Annotated in this window: 6 protein-coding genes and 3 pseudogenes; 7 read left to right on the forward strand and 2 right to left on the reverse strand. The window is 72.5% G+C overall.

What is annotated here, in order from left to right:
• A pseudogene (locus tag GT042_RS25430) lies at positions 1-1375 on the reverse strand (peptidase S41); the annotation flags it as partial.
• Positions 1376-1595: 220 nt separating this feature from the next.
• Here GT042_RS25430 and GT042_RS25435 point away from each other — a divergent pair.
• The 4 genes from GT042_RS25435 (at position 1596) to sbnB (ending at position 9161) form a co-directional block, all read left to right on the forward strand.
• Positions 1596-2168 carry a TetR/AcrR family transcriptional regulator gene (locus tag GT042_RS25435; protein WP_161311061.1) on the forward strand — a complete coding sequence of 191 codons (573 nt, stop codon included), beginning with the start codon at positions 1596-1598 and terminating at the stop codon, positions 2166-2168.
• Positions 2169-2344: 176 nt separating this feature from the next.
• A complete protein-coding gene (locus tag GT042_RS25440) occupies positions 2345-4585 on the forward strand; it encodes an MMPL family transporter (RefSeq protein WP_161311062.1) in 2241 nt (746 codons plus the stop codon).
• A 475-nt stretch (positions 4586-5060) separates the two neighbouring features.
• On the forward strand, positions 5061-8039 hold the full coding sequence (locus GT042_RS39910; RefSeq protein WP_161311063.1) for a BTAD domain-containing putative transcriptional regulator: 2979 nt from the start codon (positions 5061-5063) through the stop codon (positions 8037-8039).
• Between the two features lie 87 nt (positions 8040-8126).
• The gene (gene sbnB, locus GT042_RS25450; protein ID WP_161311064.1) at positions 8127-9161 is read left to right on the forward strand and encodes a 2,3-diaminopropionate biosynthesis protein SbnB; all 1035 of its coding nucleotides are present in this window, start codon (positions 8127-8129) and stop codon (positions 9159-9161) included.
• Positions 9162-9643: 482 nt separating this feature from the next.
• Here sbnB and GT042_RS40170 read toward each other — a convergent pair whose 3' ends face one another.
• A complete protein-coding gene (locus GT042_RS40170) occupies positions 9644-9982 on the reverse strand; it encodes a hypothetical protein (RefSeq protein WP_345943909.1) in 339 nt (112 codons plus the stop codon).
• On the opposite strand from GT042_RS40170, the pseudogene GT042_RS40175 reads away from it, so the two are divergent.
• The 3 genes and pseudogenes from GT042_RS40175 to GT042_RS25460 form a co-directional block, all read left to right on the forward strand.
• Positions 9957-10085: pseudogene (locus GT042_RS40175) on the forward strand (anthranilate synthase component I family protein); the annotation flags it as partial. The gene GT042_RS40170 and the pseudogene GT042_RS40175 sit on opposite strands and share 26 nt — an antisense overlap.
• 62 nt (positions 10086-10147) lie before the next feature.
• Positions 10148-12496: pseudogene (locus tag GT042_RS25455) on the forward strand (DEAD/DEAH box helicase); the annotation flags it as partial.
• A partial coding sequence (locus GT042_RS25460) for an SWIM zinc finger family protein (protein WP_345943910.1) occupies positions 12493-13150 on the forward strand: 658 nt, incomplete at its 3' end. The pseudogene GT042_RS25455 and the gene GT042_RS25460, both read left to right, overlap by 4 nt.

Raw genomic sequence — 13150 nt, forward strand, 5'->3', positions numbered from 1 at the left:
CGGGCCCAGCCGTGGGTGTCGACCCCGCTCCGGGCGGGGCGGGGGCCGTGAGCCCGGCGTCGGCCCCCGCCCCGGGCGGCGTCGTACCCGCCCCGGGCGCGGGCGTACGCGCCTCCGGACCCTCGTTCTCCGTCGTGTCGATCAGGAGCAGTCTGCCGTCGTGGGACGCGATCGCGATGCGGTCGCCCGTGGGGGACGAGATCATTTCGTGGACTCTGCCCAGGTGGCCCGAGGCCAGGCGGCGTGGGGGGCGGTCGCCCGTGGCGCGGGGGAGGTACGCGATCTCGATCGCGTCCTCGCCGTCCGCGTCCGTGACGTAGGCGACCTGGCCGCCGCCGCCCAGCATGTCCGGCTGCCGTACCCGTACCCCTGGAGTGTCCGCGATCGTGCGGGCCGGGCCGTCGCGGTGGGTGAGCCAGTAGAGGCTGCCCCGTACCGACACCGCGCTCGCCCGGCCCGTCGTGTCCACAGAGATCGCGTCCACGTGGCTCGCCGCCGGGACCTGGTAGGCGCGGCGGCCGGCGCGCGGGCCGCCCAGGCGTACGTCCAGCTTGCGCGGGACCGAGTCGGGGGTCAGCGCGTCCACCAGCCAGATGTCGCCCCCGCACTGGTAGACCACCCGGCGGCCGTCGGAGGAGGCGTGGCGGGCGTAGAACGCGTCGTGGTCGGTGTGGCGGCGCAGGTCCGTACCGTCGGGCAGGACCGAGTACAGGTTCCCCACCCCCTCGTGGTCCGAGAGGAACGCCACCCGCCCGTCCACGAACATAGGGCAGTCCAGATGGCCCCCGATGTCGGGGAGAAGGCGTTCGCCGTGCAGCCACAGGCGGCCCGTCGCCCCGCCCCGGTACCGCTTCCACGCCGCCGGCTCGTGCGGCGGCTTGCCGGTGAGCAGCAGGGTGCGGTGCTCGCCGTCGATGTCCGCCACCGCCAGGTCCGCGACCGGGCCCCACGGCAGCTGGCTGCCCGGCGAGCCGTCGGTGGGGACGCTGTAGGCCCAGGAGTAGTACGAGAACGGCTGGCCGTGCGAGGAGACCGCGAGGATCTGCGACTCCCCGTCCTCACCCGGCGGGGTCCAGCCGCAGACCCGGGTGTCGGTGGAGCCCCAGTAGCCGAGCCGGCGGGCCGGGCCCCCGTCCACCGGGGCCAGGTGGATCTCCGGGTCGAGGCTGCGCCACGTCGTGTAGGCGATCTGCCGGCCGTCGGGCGAGAAGCGCGGGTGACCGACTCTGGTGCGGTCGACGGTCACCCGCCACGCCCGTCCGGGCCGGTGCCCGGCCGGCACGAGGGGTGCGACCCAGAGGTCGTCCTCGGCGGCGAAGCACAGCAGGTCGTCGTGCAGGTGCGGGAACCGTAGATACGCGACGTCGTCACTCACCCCCCAATGCTTTCCGCGTGGAGGGGGTGCGGCAACTTCTGGCCGGGGACTTTTTGCGCCCACATTTATGCCGTCCTCACCTCTGTGGCGCAGACCACAAGCGAAACGGTTTCGTTTCGCTCGGTGCCGGGCTATCGTAGTACTGTACGAAACCGTTTCGTTCGGAAGAGTGGGCGAGAACGGGCGAGAAGAGCGGGCATGGACGCACAGGAGGTGGATCATGGCGGGTACCAGGCTGACGCCCGAGCGTGAGACCGAGCTGTACGGCACCGTGCTCGACCTGCTGCGCGAGGTCGGTTACGACGCCCTCACCATGGACGCCATCGCCACCTGCACCCGCTCCAGCAAGGCCACCCTCTACCGCCAGTGGGGGAGCAAGCCGGTGCTGGTCGCGCGGGCCCTGCGGCACACCAAGCCCGACGAGTTGCACCACGTCGACACCGGTTCGCTGCGCGGTGACCTGCACGCGATGACGGCGCTCACCGACGAAACCCAGATGGAACGGGACTCCGCGCTGATGCGGGGGCTCTTCCATGCCGTCCACGACAACCCCGACCTCCGCGCGGCGCTGCGCGACGTGGTGGTCGAGCCCGAGACGAGCGGACTCAAGACCCTGCTCCGGCGGGCGGTCGACCGCGGCGAGATCGCCGCGGACCATCCCGCGCTGCCGTTCGTCCTGCACATGCTGGTCGGCGCCTTCGTCGCCCGGCAGCTCATCGAGGACCGGTCCGTCGACCGGGCGTTCCTCGTCGCGTACCTGGATGCCGTGGTCCTCCCCGCCCTCGGCGTCTGATCGTCCCCGTACGCGAAGAAGTCCCCCAGTCCGCCAGTTCACCAAGCCCCAGCAGTCCCCGCAGTCCCCGCGGTCTCTCCCCGTAACACCCCGCATTTCCTGACGCGTGCCGCTCTCTCGCCGTCGGGTCGGCTCCCCATGCCCTTGTTTCGTCCACAGACCGGGAGTACGCCCTCGTGGCCACGTTCCTCTACAAGCTCGGCCGGCTCGCCTTCCGGCGCCGCCGCTACGTCGCCCTGATCTGGGTGGCCCTGCTGGCGTTCGCCGGGGTCGCCGCGGCCTCCGCGTCCACGCCCACCTCCAGTTCCTTCTCGATCCCGGGTACGGAGGCCCAGCGGGCCTTCGACCTGCTCGACCAGCGGTTCCCCGGGGCCAGCAGTGACGGTGCCACCGCCCGGGTCGTCTTCAAGGCGCCCGAGGGCGAGAAGATCACCGAGGCCGGCAACAAGGCCGAGGTCAAGAAGATCGCCGACGAGCTGAAGGCCGGCTCGCCGCAGGTCAAGTCCGTCAACGACCCGTTCACCACGGGCGGGGTCGCCAAGAACGGCTCGACCGCGTATCTGAGCGTCTCGTACAAGGTCGGCTCGGAGTCCCTGACCGACGCGACCCGTACCGCGCTGGAGGACGCGGGCGCCGACGCCAAGGCCGAGGGCATGGCGGTCGAGATCGGCGGGGACGCCCTCCAGGTCGCCCCGGAGACGGGCTCCGGCGAGATCATCGGTGTCGCCGTCGCGGCCGTCGTGCTGGTCATCACCTTCGGGTCGCTGATCGCCGCCGGGCTGCCCCTGGTCACCGCGCTCCTCGGCGTCGGCGTCGGGATCTCCGGGATCACCGCGCTCGCCACGGTCCTCGACCTGGGCTCCACCACCTCGATCCTCGCGATGATGATCGGCCTCGCGGTCGGCATCGACTACGCGCTGTTCATCGTCTCGCGCTACCGGGCCGAGCTGGCCGACGGCCGGGAACGGGAAGAGGCGGCGGGACGGGCCGTCGGCACGGCGGGATCCGCCGTGGTCTTCGCCGGGCTCACCGTGGTCATCGCCCTGTCCGGTCTCGCCGTGGTCAACCTCCCGATGCTCACCAAGATGGGCCTCGCGGCGGCGGCGACCGTGGTGATCGCCGTCCTCATCGCCCTCACCCTCACCCCGGCGATGCTCGGGTTCGTGGGCAAGCGGGTGTTCGGCCGCAAGGCCCGTAAGGCCATGGAACACACCGACGCGCAGGTGCGCGCCGGAGCGGTGCCCGTCGAGAAGAAGCCCAACATGGGCACCCGCTGGGCGCGGTTCGTGCTGCGCCGGCCGGTCGCCGTGCTGGTGGTGGGTGTGCTGGGCCTCGGTGCCATCGCCCTCCCGGCCACCTCGCTGGAGCTGGGCCTGCCCGACGACGGCTCGCAGCCGGTGAGCACCACCCAGCGCAAGGCGTACGACCTGCTCTCCGACGGCTTCGGCCCCGGGTTCAACGGGCCGCTCATGCTGGTGGTCGACGGCCAGGCGGACAACAACGCCAAGGCCGCCGCGCTCGGCATCTCGGCCACCGTGAAGAAGATGGACGACGTCGTCACCGTCCTCGACCCCGTGCTCAACAAGGCGGGCGACACCGCGACCGTCACCGTCATCCCCAAGGACCGGCCCTCCTCGATCAGGACCGAGGAGCTGGTGCACGACATCCGGTCCGCCGCGGCGGACGCCCGGGCGGAGAACGGCGCCGAGGTGTACGTCTCCGGCGCCACGGCCCTGAACATCGACTTCTCGCAGCGCATGAACGACGCCCTCCTGCCGTATCTGGCACTGGTCGTCGGGCTCGCGTTCCTGCTGCTGATGCTGGTCTTCCGGTCGGTCCTGGTCCCGCTCAAGGCCGCCCTCGGCTTCCTGCTCTCGGTGGTCGCGGCGCTCGGCGCCGTGGTCGCGGTCTTCCAGTGGGGCTGGCTCGGCGGTCTGCTCGGGGTCGAGCAGACCGGCCCGATCATGTCGATGATGCCGATCTTCATGGTGGGCGTGGTCTTCGGCCTCGCGATGGACTACGAGGTCTTCCTGGTCACCCGTATGCGGGAGGCGTACGTCCACGGCGAGCGGCCCGGCGAGGCGATCGTGACCGGGTTCCGGCACGGGGCGCGGGTGGTCTCGGCCGCCGCGGTGATCATGATCGCGGTGTTCTCCGGCTTCATCGGGGCCAGTGACGCGATGATCAAGATGATCGGCTTCGGCCTCGCCGTCGCGGTCTTCTTCGACGCCTTCGTCGTCCGGATGGCGATCGTGCCCGCCGTGATGGCCCTGCTCGGCAGGCGGGCGTGGTGGCTGCCGCGCTGGCTCGACCGCGCGCTCCCCGATGTGGACGTGGAGGGCGAGCAGTTGCGCAAGCGGCTCGGCGACGACACCAAGGGGTCGGACGGCTCCGAGCGTGAGCTCGTGCGCGTCTGACGCACGTCTGACGCACGTCTGACGTACGGGAAGGTCCGGCGTAGAGGTCCGGAAAAGGGGCCTCAGGTATACGTCTGACGTACCGAAGGCTCGGCGTACGGCTACCGGAGTACGCCGTCCCAGTGCTCCGGGGTGGGTGTGAGCGGCACCCGGCCCCGGACACGCACCGGCACCGTGGGGACGGGGGCCGGGAGCGGCGCGTGGCCCGGTCGCGCATCCCTGAGAGGGGATGCGGGACCGGGCCACAGCGCGTTGACAGGCGCATGTGCCCGGGTCAGGGACGGGCCTTTTCTTCTTTAGTTTTGTGTTTGTTTTCCCGGCGTATCGGCCAGGGCGGGTTACTGTCGGGTCGATCCGCTGTGGGGAGTGGGGGTAGGGGCCATTTGCGTGTTTTATGTCAATAGTGTGGTTGGTTCGTGCGGGTAGGGTAATCGGGGTATTCCGCGGGGGCGGGGGAAGCAGGGGGTGCTCGGTCATGGGGGATCGGCTGTGCTTCAAGGTACTGGGGCCGCTGATTGTGGTGTCGGGTGAACGCAAGGTCGTGGTGGGCGGGGCGCGGCAGCGCACGGTCCTGTCGCTGTTGTTGTTGAGCCCGGGACGGACCGTTCCCGTGGACACCCTGGTCGACGAAGTGTGGAACGGCTCCCCTCCCGCTACCGCGCGTACCCAAATCGCCATCGTGGTCGCCGCGTTGCGCAAGACGTTCAAGGCGGAGGGCGCGGGCGACGACACGATCGTGACCGCGCATCCGGGCTATCTGCTCAACACCGAGGGCCACTATGTGGATTCGGTGGATTTCACGGAACTGGTGGCGCGCGCCGAGGCCGACGCCGCCGAGGGGCGGCTGGACGAGGCGGCCCGGCTGTACCGGCGGGCGCTCGGCCTGTGGCGGGGGCCCGCGCTGGCCGGGGTGTCGGGCCTGGCGGTGGAGGAGGAGGCGGCCCGCCTCCAGGAGCACCGGCTCAACGCCTACGACGACGCGACGGCCGTGCAGTTGGCGCTCGGCCGGCACTACGAGCTGGTCCCCGAGCTGGCGGGGGTCGTACGGGAGCATCCGCTGCGGGAGCGGACCCGGCACCACCTGATGCTGGCGCAGTACCGGTCGGGGCGGCGCGCGGAGGCGATGGAGTCCTACCGCGACGCGCGCGAGGTGTTCGTCGAGGAGCTGGGCCTCGAACCGGGCCCGGACCTCCAGGAGTTGCACGACCTGATCCTCCGCGACGACCCGTCCCTGACGGCGGAGGGCGGCTCCGCGGGACCCGCGGCGGTGGCCGGCGCCCCGGACGTGGTCGTGGTGCCCTCCGAACTTCCCCCGGACGTCCCGGGGTTCACCGGCCGCGAGGGCGAACTGGCCGCGCTGGACGGCCTGGTCAGCGAGGTGACGGCGGGTGAGCACCGGCCCGCGATGGGGCTGGTGACGGGCGTCGCGGGGGTGGGCAAGACCGGCCTGGTGGTGCACTGGGCGCACCGGGTCGCGGAGGCCTTCCCCGACGGACGGCTCTTCGCCGACCTGCGGGGGTACGACGGGGAGCACGAGCCGGTGTCGGTCAGCGACGTGCTGAGCCGCTTCCTGCGCTCTTTAGGGGTCCGGGGCCCGCAGGTTCCCGACACCCTGGAGGAGCGGGTGGCGCTCTACCGCAGCCTGCTGTCGGAGCGGCGGGTCCTGATCGTTCTCGACAACGTGCGGACGTTCGCGCAGCTGCGCCCGCTCCTTCCCGGGAGCGGGGCGAGCTGCGCGCTGATCACCAGTAGGGACCAGCTGGAGCAGCTGGTGACGTGGCCGCACGAGGCGCGGGTCCATCTGGGGGTGCTGCCGCGCCAGGAGGCGGTCGAACTGGTCGGCCGGATCGCCGGGGTGGAGCGGATCGCGGCGCGCGCGGACGTGGTGCGGCTGGTCGAGCTGTGCGACCGGCTGCCGCTCGCGGTACGGATCGCGGCGGCGCGCCTCGCCTCGAAACCGCACTGGAGTGTGCGCCACATGGTGGGGCGGCTCAGTGACGAGCGGCGCAGGCTCGACGAGTTGAGCCAAGGGGAGTCGCAGGTCCGGGCCGGTTTCGAGCTGAGCTACCGGTACCTGTCGGTGTTGTCGGCGCGGCTCTACCGGTGCCTGGGCCTGGTGGACGTACCGGATTTCACGTCGTGGGTGGCGGCGGCGCTGCTGGACGTGGAGGTCCTTGACGCGGAGCTGCTGCTGGAGGACCTGGTGGACGCGCAGTTCCTCGAAGTGGTGGGGATAGACGCCACGGGACGGCTGCGGTACCGGTTGCAGAACCTCCTGCGGCTGTACGCGGCGGAGCGGGCGCGGCAGGACGATCCGGCGGGGGAGCGGCAGGAGGCGCTGCGGCGGGTCTTCTCCACGGGGCTGAGCATCGCCGAGGAGGCGCACCGGCGGGAGCACGGCGGGCATTTCAGCATCGTGCACAGCGGGGTGTCCCGGCGCCTGGTCGACTCGGAGCTGCTGGAAGAGCTGCTGGTGGATCCGCTGGAGTGGTTCGAGGCGGAGCGGCTGTGCCTGGTGGGCATGGTCGAGCAGGCGGCGCGGATGGGCATGGCGGGGCTGGCGTGGGACCTGACGGTGTCCTCCGCGGTGCTGTTCGAGACGCGCGGCTACATCGACAACTGGCGGGTGTGCGCGGGGCTGGCGCTGGACGCGGCGCGTGCGGCGGGTGATGTACGGGGCCAGGCGGCGATGTTGCAGCACCAGGGCGCGATCGCGCTGAGCCACCACAGCATGGACGACGCGGTGGCCCGGTCGCTGGAGGCGCTGGAGCTGTTCGCGTCGGCGGGGGAGGAGCTGGGGCGGGCGCTGGTGCTGCGGAACCTGGCGGTGGCGTACCGGATCACGGGGGAGGTGGAGCGGGTCGCGGAGTGCCTGACCGAGGCGCTGCCGGTGTTCCGCGCGGTGGGCGACCGTTCGTCCGAGGCGTCGGCCTTGCAGAGCATGGCGCAGCTGGAGCTGGACCGGGGGGACCCGGCGGCGGCGCTCGGGCACGCGCTGGAGGCGGTACGGGTCGCGGAGCCGCTCGGCTCCGGGGGGTCCAGGAATCTCGCGCAGTCGTTGTACCGGGTGGGCTCCGCGCAGTTCGCGCTGAACCGGTTCGCCGAGGCGGAGGCGGCGCACCTGCGGGTGGAGGAGCTGTCCCGGGCGAAGTGCGACGACCACGGGCTGGCACACGCGCTGTTCGGGCTGGGGCAGGCGCGGGCGGCGCTGGGGGCGGTGGACCGGGCGGAGCGCGCGTTCGTCGAGGGCCGGGCGATAGCGCAGGGGATCGACAGCCCGCTGATCGAGGGCCGGATCCGGCTGGGGCTCGGGGTGCTGCTGGGGGAGCAGGGGCGCTGGGAGGAGGCGCGGGTGGACGTCCTGCGGGCGGGCGAGCTGTTCAAGCGCAGCGGGGCCACGCCGTGGGAGGAGGAAGTGGCGCGTGTGCTGGAGGAGTTCGGGACGTCCGGCTGATTTCGCTGTGTAGAGCGGCCATACGCCCTCTATAGGGCGGGTGCGCAGCATCGTCGCAGAACCAGTTGCCGAACTGTGGAGTCTCTGATGCGGTCTGCCCCCGAGGTGCCTTCGTTCGCCGTGATACCCGGTGCCCAGGTGCACCGGGTCCTCGATGGCCGGCACCGGGAGGTGGTCGGGCTGATCGAGGCCGCGTACCGGCTCCACGGTGTGGGCGACACCGTCAACCCGCCGTCGTACTTCCTGCGCTTCCCCGACCGCCCGTCCTCGCGGATCATCGCGCTGCCGGCGTCGCTGGGCGGCAAGGACGCGGTCGACGGGATCAAGTGGATCTCCAGCTTCCCGGAGAACGTGGTGGCCGGGATCCCCCGCGCCTCCGCCGTGCTGATCCTCAACGACCACGACACGGGCTATCCGCTGGCGTGCCTGGAGAGTTCCATCATCAGCGCGGTACGGACCGCCGCGTCGGCCGTGCTCGCGGCGCGGACCCTGACCCAGGGGCGTGAACGGCCCCTGCGCGTGGGCTTCTTCGGGGTCGGGCTGATCGCCCGGTTCATCCACCAGTTCCTCGCGGGGACCGGCTGGGCCTTCGAGGAGACCGGGGTGTACGACCTCTCCGCGGAGCACGCCGGCGGATTCGCCGCGTACCTGCGGGGGACGGGCGACAACGGCACCGTCACGGTCCACGACAGCGCCGAGGAGCTGATCCGTACCAGCGACCTCGTCGTCTTCGCGACGGTCGCGGGGACCCCGCACGTCACCGACCCGGCGTGGTTCACCCACAACCCCCTGGTCCTGCACGTCTCGCTGCGTGACCTGTCGCCCGAGGTGATCCTGTCGGCCGTCAACGTGGTGGACGACGTCGAGCACTGCCTCAAGGCCGACACCTCCGTGCACCTGGCCGAACAGCGCACCGGGAACAGGGACTTCCTCGACGGGACCCTGTACGACGTGCTGACCGGGGACCTGACGGTTCCGGCCGGCCGGCCGGTGGTCTTCTCGCCCTTCGGGCTCGGCGTCCTGGACCTGGCGCTCGGCAAGCACGTCTACGACACCCTGCGCGACGGCGGCGAACTCGCCGTCGTGGACGAGTTCTTCCACGAGATGCGCCGCTACGGCTGAGGAATGAGACCTGTTGTGACCACTTTGCTCGACGATCCGCCCCGCAACCCGCCCCGTCCGGCCGAGGCCGGGCGGGGCCCCTTCACCGTACGGGTCGAGGAGAGCGCACTCGACCCGCATCATCCCCTCGACCTCTACGCCGAGTTGGCCGGGTCGCACGAGGGCGCGGCGCACGAGGTGTTCGTCCTGGAGAGCGTCCCGGGCCCCGGGCAGTCCCCGGGAGCCACCGTCGTGGGCCACGGCGTGCTCGCCGAGATACGGGTCCACGGCGACCGGATCGCCCTCGGCGGCGCCCCCGCCGTCCTCGCCGCGCTCACGGAGAGCGCGGGGCGGCTCGGCATCGGGACGCTGCCCGGGGGTGAGCTGGCCCTGCGCGACTCCGCGCAGGTGTGGGACGTACTGCGGGCGGCCCAGGGCCTGTTCGCCGTCGAGACCGGGCGACCCCTGGACACGTACGCCTTCGGGTTCCTCGCGACCTTCGGCTACGGCTCCGCCTGGCACATGGAGGAGCTGCCGGCCCGCCGGCGGGCGCCGGGGGCGGAGGCCGAACCGGACATGGTCCTGAGCCTGTTCCGCGACACCCTCTGGTACGGGCCAGGCGTCACCGGCCCCGACTCCACCGGCCCTGGCACCACCGGCCCCGGCGCCACCACCGTCCGCCGCCTCACCGCGCACAGCGACGCCTTCGGGCCCGCCCCGGACCGCGACCCGGTGGGAGCGGCCGTGGCGGCGGTCACCTCGCGCGAGGGGTCCCTGATCGCGGCGGACGTGCCCGCCGCGCCCCGCCCGCGCTCGGTGCGGGACAGCTCCGACGAGGCCACGTTCCTCCGCCGGGTCGACCGGTGCCTGGAACACATCGGCGTCGGCGACATCTACCAGATCCAGATCGGCCACCGGATCGACGTCGACACCGGCCTCGGCCCCTTCGAGGTCTACCGGCGGCTGCGGCACCGCAACCCCTCCCCGTACATGTACCTCCTGCCGCGCAGCACCTGCCGGGCGCCAGGACCTGGGCCGCCGAGGCGGCGGCGGGCATGGACGCGGGCGTGCGGGTCTCGCTGCGGCTCGACCTGTCCGCGTACGACCTGTTCGACACGGTCGGAGCGGAGGAGGCGGACATTTCCGCCGACCGGGCCGCCGCTTCGGACCCGCTCCCGGGCGGGGCCTTCGGTCGGCACGGCGAGCGCGACCCCGAAGAAACCCGGATCACCCGCCGGGCCGGCGCCGCCCTCGTCCAGGTCCACAGCCTCGCCGACCCCACCCTGGTCCTCGACGCCGGCCGCCTCTGGGCGGGCGACGGGGACGCGAGCTTCGGCCCCCGGGCCCGGGTCGACGCGATGCTCGCCCTGCGCCGGGCCGCGCGCGTGTGGACCCCGCTCGGGCGGCTGCTGGAGCGGGACGTCCCCGACGCGCTGTCGCTCTCCGAGGACGAGCTGTACGACCTGCTCGGCCCGGCCGCCTCCCGCCTTGCCGCGGCCGGGGTCGCCGTGCACTGGCCCCGCGAGCTGGTGCGCTCGCTCACCGCGTCGGCGGTGGTCCGCGCGGCGCCCGGGTCGGCCACGGACGGCACCCCGTTCTTCGACAGCGCCGAACTGCTCACGTTCGACTGGCAGGTGGCGCTCGACGGCGATCCCCTCACCGAGAGGGAGATGGACGTGCTCGCCGAGTCCACCCGCCCGATCGTGCGGCTGCGCGACCAGTGGGTGGTGATCGATCCCGCCCTCGTGCGCAAGGCGCGCAAGCGGGAGCTGGGCCTCCTGGAGCCCGTCGACGCCCTGGCGATCGCCCTCACCGGCACGGCGGACGTCGACGGCGAGACGGTGGAGGCCGTCCCGACGGGCGCCCTGGCCGTCCTGCGCGACCGTCTGGTCGCGGGCCCGGCGGCCGTGCCCCAGCCCCCGGCCCTCAAAGCCACCCTGCGCGACTACCAACTGCGCGGCCTCGCCTGGCTCGACCTGATGACCTCGCTCGGCCTCGGCGGCTGCCTCGCCGACGACATGGGCCTCGGCAAGACGATCACCGTCATCGCCCTGCACCTGCACCGGGCCCGCCCCACCCCGACCCTGGTCGTCTGCCCCGCCTCGCTCCTCGGCAACTGGCAGCGGGAGATCACCCGCTTCGCCCCCGGAGTGGCCGTGCACCGCTTCCACGGCGCGGGCCGCTCCCTGGACGAGGCCGGGGACGGCTTCGTCCTCACCACCTACGGCACGATGCGCTCCAGCGCGGCCGAACTGGCCGCGCACGACTGGGGGATGGTCGTCGCGGACGAGGCCCAGCACGTTAAGAACCCGTTCTCCTCCACCGCCAAGGCGCTCCGTACGATCCCCTCGCCCGCCAGGATCGCGCTCACCGGCACCCCCGTGGAGAACAACCTCTCCGAGCTGTGGGCCCTCCTCGACTGGACGACCCCCGGTCTGCTCGGCCCCCTCAAGGCCTTCCGCTCCCGGCACGCCCGCATCGTGGAGAACGTGGAGAACGCGCGCGCCGCCGACATCAAGGACGCCGACAACGAACAGGCCGTGGAGCGGCTCGCCCGGCTGGTGCGGCCGTTCCTGCTGCGCCGGAAGAAGTCCGACCCGGGCATCGTGCCCGAGCTTCCGCCCAAGACGGAGAGCGACCACCCCGTCGCCCTCACCCGGGAACAGGCCTCCCTGTACGAGGCCGTCGTCCGCGAGACGATGGGCGCCATCGAGAACGCCGAGGGCATCGCCCGCCGCGGCCTGGTCATGAAGCTGCTCACCGCGCTCAAACAGATCTGCAACCACCCCGCGCAGTACCTGAAAGAGGACACCGCCCGGCTCACCGGCCGCTCCGGGAAGCTCGCCCTCCTGGACGAACTGCTCGACACGATCCTCGCGGAGGACGGCTCCGTCCTGATCTTCACCCAGTACGTGTCCATGGCCCGGCTGCTCTCCGCGCACCTCACCTCCCGCGCCATCCCCTCCCAACTGCTGCACGGCGGCACCCCGGTGGCGGAGCGCGAGCGCATGGTGGACCGCTTCCAGTCGGGCGAGACACCCGTCTTCGTCCTCTCCCTCAAGGCCGCGGGCACCGGCCTCAACCTCACCCGCGCGGGCCACGTCGTCCACTTCGACCGCTGGTGGAACCCCGCCGTGGAGGAGCAGGCCACGGACCGCGCGTACCGCATCGGCCAGACCCAGCACGTGCAGGTCCACCGGCTGATCGCGGAAGGCACGGTCGAGGACCGGATCGCCGAGATGCTCCAGGCCAAGCGGGCCCTCGCGGACGCGGTGCTCGGCTCGGGCGAGGCGGCCCTGACCGAGCTGACCGACCGGGAGCTGGCCGACCTGGTGTCCCTGCGGAGGCAGTCGTGACGGCCCCGCGCGCCATACGCCAGGACGACCGCCGCCGTACGTTCCCCGCGCTGCCCCCGCGCCCCGCCGGCGCCCCCGGCGACACGGCCGCGCGTGCCTTCGAGAGCGGGTTCGCGACCACCTGGTGGGGCAACGCCTGGGTGGAGTCGATGGAGGACACCGCCCTGGACCCGGCCCGCCTGAGCCGCGGCCGGGTGTACGCGGGCGGCGGCCACGTCGACGCGATCACGGTCACCCCCGGCCGCGTCACCGCCTACGTACGCGGCTCCAGGCCCCGCCCGTACCGTACGGAGATCCGGCTGCGCACCCTGGACGACGGGGACTGGGAGGATCTGCTCGACGCGGCGGCGGCCCGCCCCGACCACATCGCGGCCCTCCTCGACAAGGAGATGCCCCACGCCCTCGCGGCCACGGCCGACCTGCTCCCCGCCGGGGGCGACCTCACCCCGGACTGCTCCTGCCCGGACGACGGCTACCCGTGCAAACACGCCGCCGCCCTCTGCTACCAGACGGCCCGGCTCCTGGACAAGGACCCCTTCGTCCTGTTCCTGATGCGCGGGCGCGGCGAGCTGGAGGTCCTGGCCGACCTGACCCGCCGCAACGCGACCCGCTCGGCCGCCGAACGGACCGCCGCGCCGCCGCCCCTGCCCACGG

Source organism: Streptomyces sp. SID3212 (genome assembly GCF_009865405.1).
Classification (GTDB): domain Bacteria; phylum Actinomycetota; class Actinomycetes; order Streptomycetales; family Streptomycetaceae; genus Streptomyces.